This is a genomic window from Anabaenopsis arnoldii, from assembly GCF_028331025.1.
Taxonomy (GTDB): domain Bacteria; phylum Cyanobacteriota; class Cyanobacteriia; order Cyanobacteriales; family Nostocaceae; genus Anabaenopsis; species Anabaenopsis arnoldii.
The window spans coordinates 1-22,030 of the sequence record NZ_JAQMUH010000010.1 but is presented as its reverse complement, the minus strand read 5'-3'; the positions used below and the strand labels follow the sequence as shown (position 1 = coordinate 22,030).

The following is a 22,030-nucleotide window of genomic DNA, read 5'->3' as shown; positions in this document are numbered from 1 at the left end:
AAAAACTATGACAATCTATCCCCATTCTACTCTCCAAAGTGCCTTTGCTGACCGCCGTGTACTCAAAGTTATTAGCGGCTTGAATAACTTTGATCGCGATCGCGTAGCTGCTACTATCAAAGCAGCTGAACTGGGTGGTGCGACTTTTGTCGATATCGCCGCCGATGCTGATTTAGTCCAGATGGCTAAAAACTTGATTAATTTACCGGTTTGTGTATCAGCAGTTGAACCAGAAAAATTTGTCTTAGCGGTCAACGCTGGTGCTGATTTAATTGAAATTGGTAATTTTGATAGTTTTTACGCCCAAGGACGGAAATTTACCGCTGAGGAAGTTTTAGCACTGACTCACCAAACCCGCGCCCTGTTACCAGAAATTACCCTATCTGTGACAGTTCCCCACATCCTAGAACTAGATCAACAAGTACATCTAGCAGAGGAACTAGTCAAGGCGGGCGCAGATATTATCCAAACCGAAGGCGGTACCAGCAGTCAACCTACACACCCTGGAACTTTGGGGTTAATTGAAAAAGCCGCCCCCACTTTAGCCGCAGCTTATGAAATTTCCCGCGCTGTTTGTGTACCTGTACTGTGTGCTTCCGGTATTTCCAGCGTCACCGCACCTTTAGCTATAGCTTCTGGTGCTGCTGGGGTTGGTGTTGGTTCTGCAATTAATCAACTTAACAGTGAAGTGGCGATGATTGCTGCGGTGCGGGGTTTAGTTGAAGCTTTAGCTAGTGCTAACACCAGAGCAATTATTTAATTTCAGATCTGATTCTCAGGGAATAATTGCATCTGTACCCATGCGTTGCTGCTAAAGCAGCAGCGCTGAGGCCATGGACTAGGTAGGACTCAAATAAGTTCTACAATTCACCGAGGTGATTGTAACATGGAAAAAATAGAACAATATCGTACATATATCCAAACTTTATTAACTGAATATGCTCAGGGAAGTCCATCGGATCATGAGGTAGAAACGCAACTGATTTTTGACAAGGAACGGGATCATTATCAGGTTGTTTATACAGGAAAGAAGTCGGGGATCTAGTTTAAATTTCTCACATATTCCCGAAAAACGGAAGATAATGAAAACATGACTTTATCTTCTTTCTGTTTACGTACTAAATACCGTTGTTGTAAAGATTGTAAACCGTTATTAAAATCAACTGAGGATAAATTTAAGTTTTGCGTTAAACTTTTTTGTATTAAACTTTGTCTTAATTCTTCTCGGGAAATAGGTTTTTCAAATTTACTCAGTTGTAATACTATTTGTTGTTCTATAGGTGATAAACGGTTAAAAGTCTCTTGAAAATAAGACTGCATTTGTTGGGTAATATGTAAAGTATTCTCTGCTAAAAATTCAGCTACTTCACCATCATAATTTTTAGCGATTAAGACGGTAATACTTTTTAAAAGCATTAGATTACCTGCATATAATTTGATTAAATTTAACCAAATATCCTGATTTTTTAATCCCGTATTTTGGAGAATATCGGGATGATATAAACCTGAAAGTTCTAAAGATTTTATGGGATATAATTCTGGATCTAAAGATTCCATTTCTGGACATTGTTCTTGACTAATTAATATAATATTACTTTGATGTTGGGTTTCTGTAACAAGTTTGAATAGGGTTTGATAATCTTGATATTCTGGTTGATATTTTCCCGCAAGTTTACCAGGAATAAAGAGGTTTTGGATATCATCAAGGATGATTAAACATTTGTTGTTGGTGAGAATATTAAATAGTTGTTTGATTTTATCGTCTAGATTTTTTTCAGGTTCTTGTTTACAGACTTGCAATAAATCATCAATCAGTAAATTTAGAGATTTGGGATATTTTAAACTTTTCCAGATAATGATTTCAAATTTATCGATGTTTAAATCTATGAATCTTTTTACTAGGGTGGTTTTACCTATTCCTGATGTTCCTAAGATGGAGGTTAAGCGGGTGTTTTGGTTTAATATCCATTGGGTTAGGGTTTGCAGTTCGGTTTCTCGGTTGTGAAATTTGATGATTTGGGGTGCTAGGGTGAGATCATGGTAAGATAATTTAGGTTGATTATTTGTATTAGGTTCTTGATTTTGTCTATTAGGATGAGTTAGTGTTTGTGGATGATAAAAATAATTATTACTACCATTTATATTATAGATATTAGAATTTTCAGATGATTTAATATATACTCTTTCTAATGTAGAACGAAAATTATTTTTTTTAATATCTTCACCTAATGCTTTAGATAAAAGTTGCCATAGTTCAGAACCTACATCACCTATATGATTTTTAGTAACATTGTGTTTTTGTGCAATATCATCATAGGTTTGTCTTTCCCATGTTCCTGCAATTACAGCAGTTTGAATATCATCTAGATGCTTTCCAGTTTTATCAAAGACTATCTGATCAACAAATTTTACAACTTCGTTTACAGTCATAAAAGCTATACATGGTATGGTTTTTAACCATTATAGCTAAATGTGATCCCCTTTTTTCCGAACTATTCCGGTTTTTTTCTTAGTATTTTGTAATAGAAATACCGATTAAATCAGATTTTATCAGATTGTTGAAAATACTTAAATTCTGGCATTGTGTATTTTAGTCAAATGCAATAAGTTTGAATATGAAGTATGAAATTGTCAAACAGAGCGACAAGTCAAAGAAGCAAGAAAAAGCGCAGACTTTAGTAGAGCAGCCGAAGTGGACACTTGAAGAAGTGGCACTATCCAAAAGCACCCTTGAGCAAATAGACCAGATGGTTGCTTACATAAAAAACAGAGATAAACTTTTGAATGATTGGGAGTTTAATCGGTTTCTGAAAACAGGAAGTGCTTTGAGCATTAACTTTTTTGGCATACCAGGTACAGGTAAAAGTATAACTGCCGAGGCAATTGCTCGTAAACTTGAAATGCCAATCATTAAAGTTAACTATGGTGAACTGGAATCTTCTTTTGTAGGAGGAACATCTGATAACTTAGCATCAGTTTTCAAACTGGCAGAAGAAACAAAAAGCTTACTATTTTTTGATGAAGCTGATGCTGTTCTCAGTAGAAGAATCTCTAATCTATCACAAGCTGCTGATCATGGTGTGAACTCAGCCAAAAGTACCTTGCTTACTCTCCTTGATAAATTCAATGGGATTATTGTGTTTGCAACAAATCTTTTTGATAACTATGATGAGGCTTTTTTGAGAAGGATACTTTTCAATATACAGTTTTTAGCTCCAGATTTAGCAATGAGAGAACAGTTATGGAGATTTCATCTATCGCAAAAAGTACCCAAAGAAGTAAGTTATGAGGATCTCGCAAATATTAGTGATGGTCTTTGTGGTGGTGATATCAAAAATATCACTATTAAATTAGGCTTGAAACTACTGACTGGAAAGGTAAAAAGCATTGATGAGGCTTTAGTAAGAGAAGAGATTGAAACTTACAATGAAATAAAAAATAGGCACAAGAGAAAAGTATTGTTACGCGAAGCTAATTAATGTTAGTTGCTTGTATCAAAATTAGAAAATCATGGAGAAAAAATTTTATGCCAATTGGTCCAATTACTTGGGGAATCATTATAGGAAGCTTTTTGGCTCGATCGACTGTTGGTTATTTTTGGGATGAAATAAAGGAATGGGCTAGTCGAATGCTAGGCTATATCCTTGATGCCATAAATTATGCAATTGAAGTTACATCAGATGCAGTTGTTTATCTTGTAAAAGAAAAAACTCTTATTTATAGGGAAATAGAAGTTTTGTCTCGAAATATTTACACTGGTGCTACAACTCGTCATGTCAAACGGCAAGAAATTACTCGTGATCAAATTCCTTCTGACCTGGATAATCAACTTGACGAAAAGATGAGACTTAAACTTATGCAACAGCAAACTAAAGATGAGACTTAAACTTATGCAACAGCAAACTTAGGAGATAGTTAATCATGGATAAACAAGAAATTCTTCAAGAGAAGTTTAGTAAGCTATGCAACAATATTACAAGCATCCTTAAGCAACTTGCAGACGCAGTTAAGGAAGGATCAAACGAAACTTTTAGCTTAGTCTGTGTTAAAAACGGATTGTTAAATTTTGAATTAATTGAAGAAGATGTAAAACAGATACACAGAGATATGAAATCCAGGGGTGATAAAGTTCTTGGCAGTCGTCTTATCTTGGATGATGAACGTAACTTAATGGAAATTCGGACATATACTGAGAAAGATGATAAGACTTTTTTCAACACAATTGATGCAAAAGTTAAACGAGTAATTAATATTCCCTCTGACATTTTAGAAGAACTACAAAAGGAAGGGCGTGTTGAACTGAGGATGTTTGTCAAGTCATGATTAGTGTATCAACTATTGTTTGACCCCACCCTCACCTTTCCCTTGATAAGGGAAAGGTGACTGGATTTAATGAATTAAATGGGGTAATGATGTGATAAAAATTACCTGTTGAAAACTTATCAAACAACCTCTGAGTAATACTTCTCTACCCCAAGCTGTCTTTCAGAGCATAAATCACCTGGTCTTGCTGTAACTGGGTGAGTTCTGGGAACATGGGTAAAGATAACACCTGATTACAAGCTAACTCAGCTACTGGTAATTGTCCCGGCTGATAGCCTAAATATTGATATACTGGCTGTAAATGTAAAGGATGGGGATAATAAACCATGGAATTTACCCCCCGTTCTTGGAGTTGACCCCGCACCCAGTCTCGGTAGTTGGGGCGCACTATTCCCCCAGTGCTGGAAATGCGAATAGTATACTGATTCCATACACTCAACCCCCTGGGTAGTTCTTGGGGGACAATAATATCTGGAATTTGACTGAGAAACTGCTGGTAATAAGCGGCGATCGCCCGTCGTTGGTGATTCCAAGTATCAAGATAACGGAGTTTAATTTGCAAAATAGCCGCTTGCAGACTATCTAAGCGACTATTTATACCAATTTCTTCGTAGTAATAGCGATTTTTCTGCCCATGTTCTTTGAGTATCCGTAATTTTGCTGCTAGTTGAGGATCATTGGTAGTAATGGCTCCACCGTCACCGCACCCGCCGAGATTCTTAGTAGGGTAGAAACTAAAGCAGCCAATATCTCCTATGCTACCAACTTTTTGATGATCCCAGGTTGCACCTGTGGCTTGAGCGCAATCTTCAATCACTGCTAAATTGTGAGACTTAGCGATGGCCATGAGTGCTGTCATATCTACCGGTTGACCAAATAAGTGCACTGGGATAATGGCTTTGGTTTTAGGTGTAATGGCTGCTGCTACTTGCTGCAAGTCAATATTTAAAGTATTACTGTCAATATCCACAAAAATTGGTGTTGCACCCACTGCGCTAATAACTTCAGCCGTGGCCACAAAGGTAAAAGGTGTGGTAATCACTTCATCACCTGTACCAATTTCCAGAGCTCGTAAAGCTAAGTAGAGAGCATCAGTACCTGAGTTGCACGCTATACAATGATTAGTCCCATGATAGGTAGCAAACTGTTGCTCAAAGCTTTCTACTACAGGGCCACCAATATAACGCCCAGAAGTTAAAACTTCTAAAACCGCAGCACTCACTTCTGCTGCAATGGTAGCGTATTGGTGCTGAATATCAAAGGCAGGGACGGAATTTAGGCTCTGGATCATAAGTTTTCATTTGCTCTGAAAATACAAAGGATGCACTGGGACAGCCAATTTTTACGCTTGTTCAATTTTATCAAACAACTTGGTCAAGATGTCGCCACGGATACCCATCAAAGCTGGGTTTTTACTGGAATTATTGTATGGTTAAGAATACCATTATTAAGCAGTCAGGCTGTGGGAGATGAATAACCTATGCAGGATTTAATTAAGCTGGATTTGGTTGATTTAGTGATTGCGGTGGGATTGATGGCTATAGCTATCGGTTTATCTACCTGGGAAAGGTTAGGACTAGAGTTAAACTTAGCCATGGCTACCGGTAGAACTATCTTACAACTACTCGTATTAGGATACGTTTTAGACTTCATCTTTGCTTTGGATAATGTTTGGGGAGTTTTGGCGATTTTAGCAGTAATCTTGACTATTACAGCTATGGTGGCCAGAAATCGCATCAGTGTGAAAATTCCCCTGGTTTTACCTTTGGTATGGGGCGCAATTTTAATTAGTACAGCTTTGACGGTTATTTATACTAACTTCTTGATTATTCAACCGGACAGATGGTATGAACCCCGTTATGTAATTCCTCTAGCAGGGATAGTATTAGGTAATGCGATGAATGCAGCGGCGATCGCCGGGGAACGTCTTGTTAGCACTCTGAACTCACAGTATGTGGAAATAGAAACACACTTGAGCTTAGGTGCGACTCCCCACCAAGCAGTTAGCCAATACCGGAAACAAGCCATCAGAAGCGCATTTTTACCAACTCTCAATCAAATGATGCTCATGGGTATGGTGGCTATTCCGGGAATCACCACGGGACAGTTAATCGCCGGAATTAGTCCCCTTGATGCTGTATACTACGAAATTGTAATTATCTTTATGGTGGCCATGGCTAACTTGCTGACAAGTATTTTAGTCACCAGAGGATTATATCGTCAGTTCTTTAATTCTGCTGCCCAGTTGGTGACCCCTGGGGATTGATGGCGATTTTGTTAGAATAGGGGTTTACCTTCCCCAGGAGCTAAAGTGTCTGAATCTGTGCCAATACGGGATAGCTATCTCGCTTTAATTGATGAAATTGTGGAATCTACCCTCCAGGGCAAAATTAGCTCTGTAGAAATGGTATATCAAATATTGCAGAAAAAAATTAAGGCGGGAACCGGAGAAATATTTGAACTAGTATTGAGCGATCGCCTCAGTAGCATTCAAAGCCAAGTGGATACTCAAACAGATGAACTCAAAAAAGCCAAAGCCAACCGCAAATTGAGAGCGGTGAAAACTATTCAAACTCAATGGCAAAGATATTCCCAGCACTATCAAACCACAGAAGCGATCGCAAGCGCAATTAAAGAAATTACCACGGCCGCTACAGATGAACGTCTGACGATTTTTTTACGTGTTATCGACCCCAATCAAAAGCAACCACTAAATATACAGTCAACAAAGCAGTTAGCCAGCGGTTTACAACAATTTGCTCAGGTAGATACTGACTTACAGGAAATATCCCAGGGAATTACCTGCGGTTTAGCTAACTGGGAACGACTGCAAGATCACCTAGTTAGCTGGATGTATGAAAGCAATCAACAATTAGGTTTTGGTGGGGTTCCCACAGAAAGTGGTCCTTGGGCAACTTGGGCAAAGCAGGTTAATAGTAATGTATGTCAAGCACTGTTTCGCGCCCTAGCAAGGGAACAATCTGTGTGGGAATTTGCACAACAGCAAGGGCGTATCAGCCTGAGTGACTGGGTAGAACTAGGATTAATTTTACAATACCTGCAACGAGGTTTAGTCAACTGGTTTGACCAACAGGCTTACAACGTCCAAGCAGGATCAAAGTTATCGATTTCTACATTTTTAACCTTTGCAGTCATTTGGAGCCAGTTAGCAACTGGTTTTAATCATCAACCCATATACAGTCATGGCTGCTCTCAAGTTATGCTCCAGATCCTGCGCCACTTTGCCCAGCGTCCCTATTTTCCCCTGTATGGTGGCATTTTTGCCTCTTTTTCTGGTGGTTACTTACGGGATGCTTTGGATTATCTCGATGAACCACTGCGACGAGTAGAGGGAAATCAGCAAAAAGCTAGAATTATCACCCTTTTAGGCTATTCACAACGGGCTTTAGGACAATATGAGCGTTCTATTGCGTTTCACCAGCAAGCACTGGAGATCGCTAGAAACGCCGGCGACCTCCCCTGTGAACTGGCCAATCTCAACCACCTGAGTCGTACCTATGTACAACAGAAAAATTATGCTCAGGCCATTAACTACAGTCAACGAGCATTAATGCTGAGTCGCCAAGGAGGGGAAAGGACAGCACAAGCCAATGCGCTGGTAAATTTAGGTTACAGCCAAGTTATGGAGGCGCAACAGCTAGAACAAAGAGAAACAGAGGTTTATGAAACAGCTATTAATTATTTAGAACAAGGGTTAAAGTTATCAGAACAATTGGGCGATATTCAAAGTAAAGCCCTATGTTTTAGTAGCTTAGGTATTGCCTATTTAGTTATCGGTCAATCATCCGCGGCAATTCCCTATTTAGAAAATGGGTTTAAGACAGCCCAAGTTGCTGGAGATTTATATCTCCAGGGTCGGAATTTAGCTTACTTATCTGAAGCTTATTATAACTTACAAAACTCAGAAAAAGCTATTTATACTGGTAGCTTAGGAATGTATCTGTTAGAGCAAATTGCTTCTAGTGAATGGAGACAACCAGCAGGGTTACTGGCAATTTTACGGGGTCAAATAGGAGACGAAGCTTTCCAACATCTACTACAGCAAAATCGCACCAAAATGATTGCGATTATTGGTGTGGATGGATATGATTACATCCGCCAATTGTTAGGAAGGTACGAGGAAACTATGTGATATTTACTCAATCAAGACTTCATCGCCTTTTTAACCAATTCTGGAATCAGAGAAAGACGTTCAGCAACAGTCACTTTTGCGGCTTCAAAAGCAGCTAATTTACTTTGTGCGGTGCCAAAATTAGGCTCACGTCCAATAACTGTAGCCAAGGTGCCACTTTGTCGCCAATTTTTTGGTCTTGGTGCGTGTCTACCTGCAATATAAGCAATGACTGGTTTATCAATGGCTTCAGCAATATACTTTGCTGCTGCTTCTTCACTATCGCCACCGGGTTGACCGACTAAAACGATCGCTTGTGTGGTTTCATCTTCATCGAGAATTTGCAGCCATTGCAGAAAGGATGAACCGACGATCGCATCACTACCAATACTCACACTAATGGATTGCCCTAAACCAGCTTTAGTTAGTTCCCAAGCAACCTCGTATGTGAGGGTACTGCTGCGGCTAACGATACCAACCGGTCCTGGTCTATATAATTCACTGGGTTGAGTACCCAAAAGAATTTTACCCGGTACGATAATTCCCGGACTGTTGGGACCTACTATCAAGGTTTCACCCGCTTCTGAATGACGGAGTAATTGCACCATATCCAAAGGTGGTACCCCACCTGAAATGATAATTATCTGACTGATATGAGAGGCGATCGCTTCTAAGGCTGCATCTAAAACTTGGTACGGATGTACGCAGATAATTGCTGTATCAATTGCGCCGAATTCTTCCACCACCTCTTCCACTAAATCGAAGATTGGCAGATTGTACAGTTGCTGTCCACCACATCCGGGATTGACACCAGCAACCAAATTTGTACCATAAGCTTGCATTTGAGCAATATGATTTGCTGAAATAAATTCAGAAAAGCCCTCAATTAATACCTTACTATCTGGTGTTAAGTTCATAAAACATTTTAGTAGCTTTAGCAATTATCTGTGTTCATCTGTGTACCCTACAGGAGCTTCTACATCTGTGGTGAAAAAATTCTGACCTCATGAGTAAGTAAACCAGAAAAAACCAAAGGCTTTACCCATCACGTTTGGTAAAACTCACAGATGTTGCCACTGCCTCATCTAAATTTTCCAGTACTATCAGAGCATCAGGTTTAGTATTTAATCGCCCTAACAATTTTTGAGCCGCAGCGAACTCAGATCCAGCAATGCGGACAACCAAACGCGGAAAATGATGTCCTCGGCGAGTTTTGGTGCTACAAGCTACACTTGCTGATTGAACTTCGCGGTTGTCCTGCTGCATAAAATTGCTAATGATTTGCGCTACTTCCTTGGTCTCAGTTACACCACCGATTAGGTTTAGTAGTATAACTTGAACACTCTTGTCAGCGGCTAAAAAATTTAAGCCTTTAGCAAGGCGATCGCAGAAAGTTGTCGGTGAAACATCTGTGAGCAAAGCATGGCGCAGGTTCAGACAACTACCAGGTTTACCACCTGCACTAGTGACTAAATCCAAGGTAGCCATCATGGAACCAGTACCATTAGCCAAAATGCCAATTTTACCATGCAGTTCTAAACCATCCCAATTACCTAACTGAGGGTTGATGGTACTTCTACCATGACGGTTAGCTGTTTTTACGGCTATTTCCTCCAAATCTGGATGGCGGCCGATGGCCCGTTCATTGATACTGACTTTACCATTGAGAGCCATAACTTCACCTGAAGCATTTACGGCTAAGGGACTAATTTCCACCAAATCCAAGTCTTTTTGGATAAATAACTGATACATTTTGTCAACTACAGAGCTGACAGACTGGATTAATTTTCCGCGTAAACCCATTTTTAACGCCAGTCGCCGCGCATAGAAAGCAGAAAATTCCTGTTCAACCACAACGTGATGCATTTTTTGCCCTGGGGATTCCCAGTCGATATCCGCTTCCGTGCCGCCTAAAAGCACTGGTCGGCACACAGCAGTATCTAAGACTACTGCTAGATAAAATTCTTTTTCCCCTATATACTGGGATTCTCCTAGTATAACTTCCGGTAACTCGCCCCAAATTGGCAAATTAAATATAGTCTGTGCCGCTGCGATCGCGTCAATTGTTGTTTCTACAAACCTCACCCCACCAGCTTTCGCCCTTTCTCCCGTGTATACTTGGGACTTCAGTACAATCGGGTAGGGAATTTTTAACCTTTTCAAATCTGTAGGATGGTCAATTCGTTGGGAAGGCAATACGGGAATGCCTATTTTCCCAAACCACTCTTTAACTTGGTACTCCAATAGCTCCATATACTTGCACCCTATATTTACACTTCCAAAAGCATTTTCTCGGTGCTGGTTTTAACTGTTCATAGCACTAGAATTACATAATTAAGCTGCTTTCGTGTTATTTAAAGTAATTTATTCATTATGTATTAATTCTATCGGATTATATCCAGAATGCCAATGTATTTTTTTAGATGGGAATATGAATACTGTACTATAAAAAGTTATTATTTACTCATTAATTTAGTAAGTAAGTAAAAAACTCTGGTGTTGCCGTTGCCAAAAAGACTGAAACAATGGAAGTAGAAGCTAGATTCATATATAAACTATGCCTGAACTTCCCAAAAGTCTGGAAGAAGCCATCGCTCAATCTCGCATGGCCACCCAAGCCGCCCTTACAGACGGGTACACTCGCTTACAAGTTGATTTTCTGTTCCCAGAACTAAAACTGATGCCCGTGGCGGCGGAATTTTTGCCGGTGTTTGCCAAATATGATTCCCGTCTGAAAGTTTTCTTTGCCGATGCTGGTGCTGCGGCCCTGGCTAACCGTGATTGGCAGGATACACCATTTACAATTTTGGATATCGGTACAGGTAGGGCGGCCTCCCTACAATCGAAAATTCACCCAGATGATCAAATTTTCTTATTTATTTCCCCCTCCTCTGTAGAAGTTCCCCAGGTGGAAAAGTTATGCGAAGAGATAGGCGATCGACCTTTTGTGATGTTAAATCCCCGCCTGGAAGATTCAGGGGTTGTGGGTATTGGTTATACAGCTAGGCAAACCCGCCAGCGTTTTATTAGTACCATTGAATCTTGTTACTACCTGCGTCCTGTGGATGATACCACTGCTGTATTTCGCTGCTATCCTGGACTATGGGAGGTCTGGGTAGAAACAAATGGCGAGTATGAAAAAGTGGCGGAATTACCCAAAAGACCAACAGGTGATGAGTTGGATATGATTGTCATCCAAGGACAACCACAAACACTTCAGGATGGTGTACCGCCGAAAAAGCCGAGTGTGTTGAAGAGTTTACAACGCTTCTTGAAGGCTTTGAGTAGTTAATCTGAAATCAGAAAAATCAACCACAGATGTAGATTGTCTGTATCTGTGGTTGAAATTCAATGTAGTAACTCTTCTACCTGGTGCTGATGCCACAATTTTTTGTAAAGACCATCTGTTTGCAATAGTTCTGAGTGATTGCCTATTTGGACAATTTTGCCCTTATCCATCACAAAAATCCGGTCAGCCGTCGCCGCCGCCGATAGCTGATGAGTGATGAAAATTATGGTTTTGCGACTGCCTTTACTGGTAAGATTACGTATAATTTTTGTAGCAGTTTGATTATCTACACTGGAAAGGGCATCATCTAAAATTAGGATTGGAGCCTCCACCAACATCGCCCTAGCTAAGGCGGTACGTTGTCGTTGACCTCCAGAAAGAGTTATACCCCGCTCCCCCACAATGGTTTCATATTCCTGGGGAAAATTCCTAATTTCGCCATCAATTTGGGCTATTTTAGCAACATCCTCTATGAGTTGTAATTCACCGACTGGGTCACCGTAGCGGATATTATTCTTAATTGTAGTGCTAAACAAAAAACTATCTTGAGGAACATAGGCGATGGACTGACGTAAATCCGCCAATGATATCTTAGTAATATCGACATCATCGAGGAACAATTGCCCCGGTGGAATATCTAACAAACGCGGTAAGGCATTAGCTAAAGTTGATTTACCAGAACCAATGGCCCCCACAATGGCCAGTGTTTCCCCAGGAAAAATAGTAAAGCTGATATTATCTAAAGCCGCAGTACTGGCACCAGGGTAGGTATAGCTGAGATTAATGGCCCTGATTTCTCCTTTAATCTCATTCTTGGGCAAATGTACAGTATCCGGTGCGTCTTGAATTTTCGGTGTTACAGACAGAATAGACTCCAGGCGGTCAATACTCACTTCACCACGTTGATAAGCTGTAATCGTAAAACCTAATAAAGCTGTGGGAAACACTAAACGTTCTACATAAATCAGCAGGGCCAAAAAATCTCCTACAGCCAGAGTTCCCGTAGAGATTTGTAAGCTTCCCAGCCAGATGATTACCAGAGAACTGAGATTAGCTAAACCACCAATTAAAGGAAACAGTATATTGCGGCTTTTAGCCAGTTGTAGGTTAGCCGCCAATAGCTGCTGGTTCTTTTGACCAAAAGCTCGACGCTCATTGTCTTCTTGGGCGTAGATTTTAATTAGAGCAATACCGCTAATGTCCTCTTGAATTAGTTCACTGATGTCGGATAGTTCTTCTTGTACTACAGCTTGCTCCTTACGGAGACGATTGCTAAATAGATGTACTAACCAGAACATGAAAGGATACACAGCCAAAGAAGCCAGTGTAAGATTGACACTAATTCTTAACATTACTGGTAGGGTGAGAGCATAGGCAAAGATAGTATTTGCTAAACTCAGTACAGCAAAACCCACCAACCTCCTCACGTTGTCTACATCACTGGTGGCCCGATTAATTAAATCTCCAGCAGTATTAGTGACAAAATAAGCGGGTTCCAGCTTGAGTAGGTGTTCAAAAATGCGTTGTTTCAGGTCAAATTCTACCTGTCGCCCCACCCCAAACAGCCAAATCCGCGAAGCCATACGGATGAGCCACATGGCGGAAGTGAGCAAGACAATTGGGACTACATAATATAATATTTGGTTGAAATTAAAGCTAGCCGAAAGTTGGTCAATGGCTGAACGAATCAACCAGGGAATATAAACACCCAGCCCATTGACAGATAATAAAGCAAGAATGCCTAATGTAGTTTCCCGCCAATGGGGACGTAAATAAGCACCGATTTTAGCCAGTCGTCGAGATTCTGCCATTAAAGCGATATTGCAACTTAATTATCCTGGGGATCAACTGCTGATAAATCTCTGATGTTATGGGAATTTCAGCAATCCGCCCTATCCTACTTTAGCGAATAGAGAAGCCAATCAAGCAGCAAGTCAATATTTTTCAGATTAAACCACAGATGCTGACGGATAAATATGATCAAATATCTGTGGTTCATTATTCGGTGATTCCTATTTTTGCACTTTCAGCTTTAGCGAGGTGCTTGGTCACCACGCAAGAAAAAGTAAATCTGGTTGAGATAACTTTCCCATACTTGGGTTGTCAGTTGCAGGGTTTCCGCACTGGGTACAAAGTCCTCAATTCGCAAGCCGCGAGTGCTGTCTGGACGAGTTTGGGCTAGGTAAGGTGAAACATTCACACCCAAAGAATTAAAGGCTATATTTGTATGACTTTGTTCTTGATTGAACAAGATATTATTCCCCACCACATCAGAAATTATCGGGGGTGCAGTTGCTGGTCGCAATGCCACCAGAGCCTCTACAGAATTAGTATTGGGTCTCATGGATGAAACTACTCTAGAATCCTGAATAAATTCCTGTGTTGCTAAGTTGGTATATCCTAATGTTGCTATGGGTACCCTGACCAAAAAGTAGGCGATCGCTGGTGTACTTGCCAACAGTAAAATTGTCAGCGACCAACCGAGCAAATAACCGCCTGGTTTTTCTATCCCGCCCCCCTTAATCTTCTGGGCGGCAAACATCATTAGTAAAATAGAAGCGCCCAAAGGCTTGAGGGGAAATGATACTACCTTCCACAAAGATGCCACAGCTGGTTCGTTAGGGTTAATAAACGACAAGGCTATGACAATCAAAACAACGACTAAAACTAATCTCCCGATAAAGGTTCCCGAAGGATAAAACCTCTGAAACAAGGAGTATACAACAGTGCCAATCAGCAGCCATAGCAGTACTCGGCTTAGTAATAGAAACATAGATTAACTCTCAAATTTTTTGGGGCTGTAAGCCAGTTTCAAATAGGAGTTTCCCCCATGAGTAACTGACATACACGTAATGATCAGTCTAGAGATTCACCGACAGAAGATGTATTTTATCGTCAAATTGTAATCGTACTATTACTTGAGAGCAAATACACCCAGCCTAAGACCTCGTAGTGATTTTAGTCCAATTTTTTCATACTGCCTCTATTATTTGTCATTTTTCGGATGGGTAATGTGGCATCAGTAAACTAAATTAATTGAATGGTTGTCAATTCCCAAGGAAAAACTATGTCTTCTGCAAGGCCGAGCATCTTAGTAACGGGGGGAGCTGGATATATTGGTTCTCATACTGTATTGGCTCTTAAGCAAGCGGGTTATGAAGTTGTCATACTTGATAATCTGGTTTATGGGCATCAAGATTTGGTGGAAAAGGTGTTGCAGGTAGAACTCGTAGTGGGGGATACAGGCGATCGCCCTTTGTTGGATGCCTTATTTAAAACCCGCAATATTACTGCTGTTATGCACTTCTCCGCCTATGCCTACGTAGGTGAGTCTGTGACTGACCCGGCTAAATATTACCGTAACAATGTTATGGGTACTTTGACGCTGTTAGAGGCGATGCTGGCTGCATCTGTTAAAAAATTTGTCTTCTCTTCCACCTGTGCGACCTATGGAGTCCCGGAAATCGTACCTATACCGGAAAACCACCCCCAAAACCCCATTAACCCCTATGGGGCTAGTAAGCTGATGGTAGAGCGGATTCTTTCTGACTTTGATGTGGCTTATGGTTTGAAGTCAGTACGGTTTCGCTACTTTAATGCAGCTGGTGCTCATCCGAGTGGCTTACTAGGGGAGGATCATCAACCAGAAACCCACTTAATCCCCTTGGTGCTGCTCACAGCTTTGGGTAAAAGAAATTCTATTTCTATTTTTGGCACGGATTACCCCACCCCTGATGGTACTTGTATTCGTGATTATATTCACGTCAGTGATTTGGCAGATGCCCATGTTTTGGGTTTGCAATATCTCTTAGAGGGTGGGGAGAGCGAAGTTTTTAACTTGGGTAATGGTAATGGCTTCTCCGTCAGAGAAGTGATTGCAGCCGCAGCAGAAGTTACTGGTATGAGTATACCAGTGGCAGAATGCGATCGCCGCCCCGGTGATCCCCCTTCTCTGATTGGTAGTGGTGAGAAAGCCAGAAAAATGCTCAATTGGCAACCTCAATACCCTGGGATTAAAGATATTGTCACTCATGCTTGGCAGTGGCATCAACAGCGACATATGTATATGTAATTACAGGGTTTTCGGAATATTCTAGGAGGTATTGCAATACCTCCTCTTGAGGTTACCTTACCCGAAGTATCATAAATCCAATAGCCAAAGTCATAACAATTACCAGGCCTAGCACGGTAATACTTAACCGTGACCTGACATTCACATCTTGAGTGGGTGTATTATTGGTTTGTTTGACTGCATTTATAGCTGTTCCCCTAGCTACAGTCACGTCAAACTCAAATTTAAATGGTTTAAAACTGCCCTCAGTGGTAGGTTTACCGATTAGCTGTAGCTGATACCGTCCTGGCTTAGGGAACATAATTTCAGCACCGGGAATACCTTGATAACGTTCAGCCGTCACCGGTTCTAAATCGGGTGCTATGAGGGCTGGTTCTCCGGGTACATAAGGTTGAGCATAAATCAATAATTCACAATCACACTCTGTCAAAGGAAGCACCTGACCACCTTTACGAGTCAAAGCAAACCAAGCTTGGGTAAGTTCCCCAGCACGAGGCTGGTCATTTGGTTCCATGTGGAGAGTAGCACCCACATCTTCAGCTATTTGCACTTGATGAGCAAACAGAGGATGACCTGTAATTATTGATATAACTAAGCAAGTCAAAAATAACAAGTAATAGATAATTCTTGGTTTGTTACCATACCAGTAACTAGGATTTGCTTGGGGGTACATAAAACTTTTGTATATTTAACTTTGACCAAAACCAACTTGAGCGCACCAATAACACGCCCACGGTAACAGTTCCTAGTAATACTACCGCTAATTGATTGCCCCATGTTAACTGCAAGGAACCTAAATAATGGGAACCAATCAATACAGCATGAATAGAACTTAAAAGTAAAGCTGGTAAACTCAATAGATGAATCTGTCGCCAAAGTTTACCCAAATATTTTTGCAGTGATTCAAAACTTGTCAAGGCGGCGGGGGTAATTAACACTAAAGCTGCAGCACCCGCAGCCATACCCCAGCGAAAATCCGGCGGTAAGAACCAGAACGCTGCCAATTGCCACTGCAATGAATGTGCCATCATGTGGGTGGTATGCACCACAGCCAGGACAAAAGCACCCACACCCAAACCGCGACGGTAACGCAAGGGTGAAGCCCACAGGCGGCTTATAGGACGGGCAATTAGTGCCAAGATTAAGCAGAGTAAGGCGGCGTGTCCAGTATAATCTACCATGGTGTCGCCAGTCCGTAACAAAGTTAGTACGCCAATGGTGAGTGTTACCCAGCCGCCTAAGCGAAATAATTGACTGCGCTGGTCTTTATTTACCAAGGAGGTGGAAACACCCACACCTAGCATAGTGGGTAGGGTTCCCAGGCCAAAAGCTAGCATGGTGGCAGCACCCATCCATAAATTGCCTGTTTCCGCAGCTTTAATCTGAGCAGCATATAAGAAACCACAGGGCATTAAACCCCAGGTCATGCCTAAAAGTATGGGTGTCCACCATCTGTTTTGATGGGAAAGTTGCAGCATCCCTAGACTCAGACGCTCATGTAAACTTCCTTTGAGTAACGGATGTAATACGGGGATGCGCGGTAGTAAATCCGGTGTTACTTGTCCTAAACCAAACCAAATCAGCATTAATCCGGTAATAATTGCCATCCAACGCCGGAAATCACTACCTACACCGGCAAACTGACCACCTTGGAGTAAGACAGAACCCAGAGACCCTATACCAGCACCAACTAGGGCATAGCTGAACATTCGCCCTAAGTTTAACAGGAAATGAAATTTTAATTGTTGTCGCCAGGTATTGGGTATTTTTTTTTCTGGTGTCAGTTGGGGGGAAACTGTTGCTCCTGTTCTTGGCTGCTGAGATAGGGAAAAGGCCACGGTTAAAGGGCCACACATCCCAAAGCAATGCCCAAAACTGCCCAGTAACCCCAGGATGGTGATCAGTGACAAATCTAGCATTATGATAAATTCCGCAGGCACTCTTCTAGTGCGGAAACTTACCGTAAGTTCTGGGATTTGTCAAAAGACGAGCTGTCAAACTTGGCTGACGGGGTGAGAGAATATATTAGGTTGGTTGGTGCTATGGGGTATCTTTGGAGGGGGCGTAAGATCCCCGACTTCTTACATAATTGAAATAATCTCATATAATTTGTCCAGAAGTCGGGGATCTGTGTGACTCGAAGATCATGTATTTGATTATGTTGACGATTAGGCAGATCCTTCCCTGGAATATCAACAAGCTCACGGAACTAGAAAAGCTAGGCTGAGATTTTCGTAAAGAATCCCGTATTTGTGGCTGTCTTGATTAACCCAGCCATCCAAGTAACTCCTCTTATGACCCGTCTAATTTGTGCTAGTACCGGTAAATCAATTAATCTCCTGACTGAACTGGCTAATAGTGGTGAGGCTAAAGTTTGGCGGACTGATCACAGTGGTTATTTAGCTAAAATTTATCACCAGTCCACACCGGAACGAATGCAAAAGTTAGCGGTGATGCTCGACTATCCACCCCCTGATCCAAATCGCCACATTAATCATATTTCTTTCGCTTGGCCTCGGTCAGTCCTCAAAAATGCTCAGGGTGATTTGGTGGGGTTCTTAATGGGGGAAATTCGGGGGGGAAAAGAAATTTATGATGTGTACAACCCCACACGTCGCAACAAAATATGTAAACTACCCGCTGATTGGCGGTTTCTCCATTACACAGCCCGGAATATTGCCTCAATTATAGGGGCATTACACGAAAAAGGGTATGTATTAGGTGATATTAAGCCGCAAAATATTTTAGTCAATGATCAGGCTTTACCTTCAATTATTGATACAGATTCTTTTCAGGTGCGTCATCCTGAAACTGGTAAAGTTTACCGTTGTTTGGTGGGAACCCCTGAGTACACACCACCGGAGTTAATTGGTCAGGACTTTGCAACCATTGAGCAAACGGAAATCCATGACCGATTTCGCTTGGGGATGATTGATTATATATCAGTTATTATTCAGTGGTCAAAGTCTGTATGCAGGGAGGTGGAAAGGTGCAGGGGAACCGCCAGAACCCGGTGAATATATCCGTCGGGGTATATGGCTATATTCTCACCATCAGTTACTAGAACCCGTAGATAGAACCATACCCCTAGAAATTCTCCATCCACAGGTAAAAAGTTGTTTTCTCAGATGCTTTAATGATGGGTATAAAAATCCTGATTTACGCCCCAGTGCCGAGGAATGGTTCCAGGCCTTAAGAGTTGCTAGTCAAAGTTTAATACTCTGTAAGCAGATTGACAGTCATTACTATAGCCAAAGTTATGGTAGCTGCTATTGGTGCGATCGCGTTAGTAAAATTGGCGTTGAGATTTTTCCGGGGAGGGTGAGAGTCCAGCCCCCTCCTCCTAATTATGCACCCCAGCGCCAACCTGTAACCAGTGGAACGACTCAAACATCCCCATCAGTAAAAGTTACAACTTCACCCAGTGGTAACTTTTCACCCAGAACCCTCACCGGTCATTCTAGCTATGTTTATTCTGTAAGATTCAGCCCCGATGGTCAAACCCTAGCTAGTGGGAGTTATGACAAGACTATCAAACTGTGGGATGTGAGGACAGGTAGAGAGCTACACACCCTCACTGGTCATTCTAACTGGGTTAGGTCTGTAGCATTCAGCCCAGATGGTCAAACCCTGGCTAGTGGGAGTGGGGACAACACTATCAAACTCTGGGATGTGCAGACAGGTAAGGTTCGCCGCACCTTCACTGGTCATTCTGACTGGGTTCGGTCTGTAGGATTCAGCCAGGATGGTCAAACCCTGGCTAGTGGGAGTGATGACAAGACTATCAAACTGTGGGATGTGAACACAGGTAAGGTTCGCCACACCTTCACCGGTCATTCTAGCCTGGTTAGGTCTGTAGGATTCAGCCCAGATGGTCAAACCCTGGCTAGTGGGAGTGATGACAACACTATCAAACTCTGGGATGTGACCACAGGTAAGGTTCGCCACACCTTCACCGGTCATTCTAACTCGGTTAATTCTGTAGGATTCAGCCAGGATGGTCAAACCCTGGCTAGTGGGAGTGATGACAACACAATCAAACTGTGGGATGTGACCACAGGTAAGGTTCGCCACACCCTCACCGGTCATTCTGACTGGGTTTGGTCTGTAGGATTCAGCCCGGATGGTCAAACCCTCGCTAGTGGGAGTAATGACAAGACTATCAAACTGTGGGATGTGACCACAGGTAAGGTTCGCCACACCCTCACCGGTCATTCTAGCTCGGTTTGGTCTGTAGCATTCAGCCCGGATGGTCAAACCCTGGCTAGTGGGAGTAAGGACAAGACTATCAAACTGTGGCTTGGGGCATTTTCTACTACTTCGGTGAAGACAACTGCACCCCAGAGCCAACCTGTAACCACTCCCGCACCTAATCCCCATAGGGTAAAAATATTATTAGCTACTAGCGCCATAGTGGGATTAATAGCAACTCAGATTTATGCTTATACGCGTTATGGTTTATTTCTCACTAATCCCAACAGCATTATCAAACTGTGGCGATCGCCCAATGACCTAGAAGAAACCTTGACCTTTGAAGCTTATATCAATCGCGGTCTTGTTTACCGTAACCAGCAGAAATGGGATTTAGCTCTGGCTGATTATAACCAAGCTATTGCAATTAATCCTAATTATGCTGAGGCTTACTACAATCGCGGTCTTGTTTACCATAACCAGCAGAAATGGGATTTAGCGCTGGATGATTATAACCAAGCTATTAGACTTAATCCTAATTATGCTGAGGCTTACAACAATCGCGGTATTCTTTACCATTACCAACAGAAACGGGATTTAGCTCTGGCTGATTACACCAAAGCCATTGCGATTGATCCTAATTATGCTGAAGCTTACTACAATCGCGGTATTCTTTACCATGGGGATTTAGCTCTGGCTGATTACACCCAAGCTATTAAACTTAATCCTAATTATGCTGAAGCTTACTACAATCGCGGTCTTGTTTACTATAACCAGCAGAAATGGGATTTAGCGCTGGCTGATTATAACAAAGCCATTGCGATTGATCCTAATTATGCTAATGCTTACTACAATCGCGCTATTCGTGCTCTTGTCTTTCACCGTCAACCGTCAACCGTCAACCGTCAACCGTCAACCGTCAACGGTATGGCTAACGCCACGCTATCGCTATCGACTCCGCTCACCGACCACCGTCAACAAATCTAAACCTACCCCCGAATGACTGTAATATTTCTCCCCTTGGGACTTAGAGCTATTTCGGTGGTAGTGCGATCGCTGATGGGGGGTAAATCGGGGCGACGGTCAAATATGATTAACCATCCCGTATCTAGATTGAGTCCTGATAAATACTTATCTAATTGTACCAATCCTTGCTGTAAGGGGTCGGGTTTACCCTGTTTCCATACTTTTAATTCCATCCCTAAGACTACATCCCCATAACGCAGACATATATCCATCCTCCCGGAGCCAATGGCGTATTCCCGCTCTAAGCTACCACCACCATTAACCACGCGGTGTAAAAATGCCATTAATACTAAATGTGGCGCAATTTCTGGGTAAGGGGTACTTTTAAATAATGGTTCTCCGTGTTGTCGCCAAAAGTCTAAAAAGGTTTCTAATAGGATTTGGGGGTTTAACTCCCCTGTGGGTGTTAACCAACTAGGTTGAATCATGGGTAAACTATCTTGAGTACCCTGGGATAACACCTTGGGGATGACCTCTTGATAGATGGGGTTAGCTACCTTTAACCCACCTTCTTTACTGCGAATCACTAAACCTAAATCTAACAGATAACGGCGATCGTCTTCTGGGGTGTTGGGTAATTCTTCCCCAGATAAAATAGGTTCTATAATGGCTTTTACCCTATCTTCCCGCAGTCGCTCTGCTAAACTGTCTAAGTGGGTGTCTTGCCTTTGAATTAGTATATCTTTGGCTTGATTGATTAAGTCTACTGTGATGGGGATATTTACGTCTTCTGCTAAATACTCTGTAACTTCCTGAGCTAAAGCATTGACTAACCAAGGTTGACCCTGGGTTAAATCGTAGGCGTGGTTAATGGCTTCGGGGGTAAATATTTGTTCTGTGGCTTGGGTGTGTTGCTCATACAGACTTTTCACATCTTCTAAAGTGAAATTATTTAAAGTCAGAGACCGCACCTTGATATTAAAGGCGCTAGAGGTATTTAATCTATCACTACCGCCAGAAGCTACCTTGTAATCACGTACATCTCGCATCCCAATTA

General features: G+C 41.9%; 21 protein-coding genes. 12 read left to right on the top strand and 9 right to left on the bottom strand.

Translation table 11 applies throughout. From position 1 onward, the window contains the following. Positions 1-7 precede the first annotated feature (7 nt). Positions 8-760 (top strand): DUF561 domain-containing protein, encoded by a 753-nt coding sequence (locus tag PN457_RS00950; RefSeq protein WP_271730739.1) that lies wholly within the window; start codon positions 8-10, stop codon positions 758-760. Between the two features lie 126 nt (positions 761-886). Further along, positions 887-1,045 carry an element excision factor XisI family protein gene (locus PN457_RS00945; RefSeq protein WP_271730711.1) on the top strand — a complete coding sequence of 53 codons (159 nt, stop codon included), beginning with the start codon at positions 887-889 and terminating at the stop codon, positions 1,043-1,045. Here PN457_RS00945 and PN457_RS00940 read toward each other — a convergent pair. Next, complete coding sequence (locus PN457_RS00940) at positions 1,042-2,430, bottom strand: NB-ARC domain-containing protein (protein ID WP_271730710.1); 1,389 nt, start codon at positions 2,428-2,430, stop codon at positions 1,042-1,044. The genes PN457_RS00945 and PN457_RS00940 overlap by 4 nt on opposite strands. 185 nt (positions 2,431-2,615) lie before the next feature. Between PN457_RS00940 and PN457_RS00935 the strand changes: the two genes are divergently transcribed. Genes PN457_RS00935 through PN457_RS00925 form a run of 3 tightly spaced genes read left to right on the top strand, consistent with a single transcriptional unit; the run spans position 2,616 to position 4,323 of the window. Next, positions 2,616-3,479: an ATP-binding protein gene (locus PN457_RS00935; protein ID WP_271730708.1), complete on the top strand. Its 864-nt coding sequence runs from the start codon at positions 2,616-2,618 to the stop codon at positions 3,477-3,479. 47 nt (positions 3,480-3,526) lie between these two features. After that, a complete protein-coding gene (locus PN457_RS00930; protein WP_271730707.1) occupies positions 3,527-3,886 on the top strand; it encodes a hypothetical protein in 360 nt (119 codons plus the stop codon). Positions 3,887-3,921: 35 nt separating this feature from the next. Continuing rightward, complete coding sequence (locus PN457_RS00925; protein ID WP_271730706.1) at positions 3,922-4,323, top strand: hypothetical protein; 402 nt, start codon at positions 3,922-3,924, stop codon at positions 4,321-4,323. Between the two features lie 145 nt (positions 4,324-4,468). On the opposite strand, the gene PN457_RS00920 is transcribed toward PN457_RS00925, so the two are convergent. After that, positions 4,469-5,614, bottom strand: coding sequence for a DegT/DnrJ/EryC1/StrS family aminotransferase (locus PN457_RS00920; RefSeq protein WP_271730705.1), 1,146 nt, complete (start codon positions 5,612-5,614; stop codon positions 4,469-4,471). Positions 5,615-5,644: 30 nt separating this feature from the next. Between PN457_RS00920 and PN457_RS00915 the strand changes: the two genes are divergently transcribed. The 3 genes from PN457_RS00915 to PN457_RS00905 are packed head-to-tail and all read left to right on the top strand — an operon-like array spanning position 5,645 to position 8,476. Further along, a complete protein-coding gene (locus PN457_RS00915; RefSeq protein WP_271730704.1) occupies positions 5,645-5,800 on the top strand; it encodes a hypothetical protein in 156 nt (51 codons plus the stop codon). A gap of 3 nt (positions 5,801-5,803) precedes the next feature. Then, positions 5,804-6,589 (top strand): ABC transporter permease, encoded by a 786-nt coding sequence (locus tag PN457_RS00910; protein ID WP_271730703.1) that lies wholly within the window; start codon positions 5,804-5,806, stop codon positions 6,587-6,589. A 45-nt stretch (positions 6,590-6,634) separates the two neighbouring features. Next, positions 6,635-8,476, top strand: coding sequence for a tetratricopeptide repeat protein (locus PN457_RS00905; RefSeq protein ID WP_271730702.1), 1,842 nt, complete (start codon positions 6,635-6,637; stop codon positions 8,474-8,476). Positions 8,477-8,487: 11 nt separating this feature from the next. Here the strand turns inward: PN457_RS00905 and PN457_RS00900 are convergent, their stop codons facing one another. Together PN457_RS00900 and PN457_RS00895 are read right to left on the bottom strand one after the other, a co-directional pair. After that, positions 8,488-9,372 (bottom strand): succinate--CoA ligase subunit alpha, encoded by an 885-nt coding sequence (locus tag PN457_RS00900; RefSeq protein WP_271730701.1) that lies wholly within the window; start codon positions 9,370-9,372, stop codon positions 8,488-8,490. A 121-nt stretch (positions 9,373-9,493) separates the two neighbouring features. Then, positions 9,494-10,708, bottom strand: a complete 1,215-nt coding sequence (locus tag PN457_RS00895) for a succinate--CoA ligase subunit beta (RefSeq protein ID WP_271730700.1) — start codon at positions 10,706-10,708, stop codon at positions 9,494-9,496. Between the two features lie 304 nt (positions 10,709-11,012). Here PN457_RS00895 and PN457_RS00890 point away from each other — a divergent pair, with 304 nt between their 5' ends. Continuing rightward, positions 11,013-11,747 (top strand): DUF1995 family protein, encoded by a 735-nt coding sequence (locus tag PN457_RS00890; protein WP_271730699.1) that lies wholly within the window; start codon positions 11,013-11,015, stop codon positions 11,745-11,747. 56 nt (positions 11,748-11,803) lie between these two features. On the opposite strand, the gene PN457_RS00885 is transcribed toward PN457_RS00890, so the two are convergent. Together PN457_RS00885 and fraI are read right to left on the bottom strand one after the other, a co-directional pair. After that, entirely contained in the window at positions 11,804-13,555 is a 1,752-nt protein-coding gene (locus tag PN457_RS00885; protein ID WP_271730698.1) for an ABC transporter ATP-binding protein, read from the bottom strand. Between the two features lie 221 nt (positions 13,556-13,776). Further along, on the bottom strand, positions 13,777-14,517 hold the full coding sequence (gene fraI / locus PN457_RS00880; RefSeq protein WP_271730697.1) for a septal nanopore formation protein FraI: 741 nt from the start codon (positions 14,515-14,517) through the stop codon (positions 13,777-13,779). Positions 14,518-14,811: 294 nt separating this feature from the next. Here fraI and galE point away from each other — a divergent pair, with 294 nt between their 5' ends. Continuing rightward, the gene (gene galE / locus PN457_RS00875) at positions 14,812-15,816 is read left to right on the top strand and encodes a UDP-glucose 4-epimerase GalE (RefSeq protein ID WP_271730696.1); all 1,005 of its coding nucleotides are present in this window, start codon (positions 14,812-14,814) and stop codon (positions 15,814-15,816) included. A gap of 52 nt (positions 15,817-15,868) precedes the next feature. On the opposite strand, the gene PN457_RS00870 is transcribed toward galE, so the two are convergent. Both PN457_RS00870 and PN457_RS00865 read right to left on the bottom strand, forming a co-directional pair. Continuing rightward, on the bottom strand, positions 15,869-16,489 hold the full coding sequence (locus tag PN457_RS00870) for a hypothetical protein (protein WP_271730695.1): 621 nt from the start codon (positions 16,487-16,489) through the stop codon (positions 15,869-15,871). Further along, entirely contained in the window at positions 16,467-17,735 is a 1,269-nt protein-coding gene (locus PN457_RS00865) for an urease accessory protein UreH domain-containing protein (protein WP_271730694.1), read from the bottom strand. Before PN457_RS00865 ends, PN457_RS00870 begins: the two co-directional genes overlap by 23 nt. Before the next feature lie 375 nt (positions 17,736-18,110). On the opposite strand from PN457_RS00865, the gene PN457_RS18365 reads away from it, so the two are divergent. Then, a complete protein-coding gene (locus tag PN457_RS18365; RefSeq protein ID WP_271730693.1) occupies positions 18,111-18,833 on the top strand; it encodes a protein kinase domain-containing protein in 723 nt (240 codons plus the stop codon). Then, a complete protein-coding gene (locus PN457_RS18360; RefSeq protein ID WP_271730692.1) occupies positions 18,748-20,994 on the top strand; it encodes a tetratricopeptide repeat protein in 2,247 nt (748 codons plus the stop codon). Before PN457_RS18365 ends, PN457_RS18360 begins: the two co-directional genes overlap by 86 nt. A gap of 2 nt (positions 20,995-20,996) precedes the next feature. Here PN457_RS18360 and PN457_RS00850 read toward each other — a convergent pair. Then, the coding region (locus PN457_RS00850) for an ATP-binding protein (protein WP_271730691.1) at positions 20,997-22,030 on the bottom strand (1,034 nt) is incomplete at its 5' end.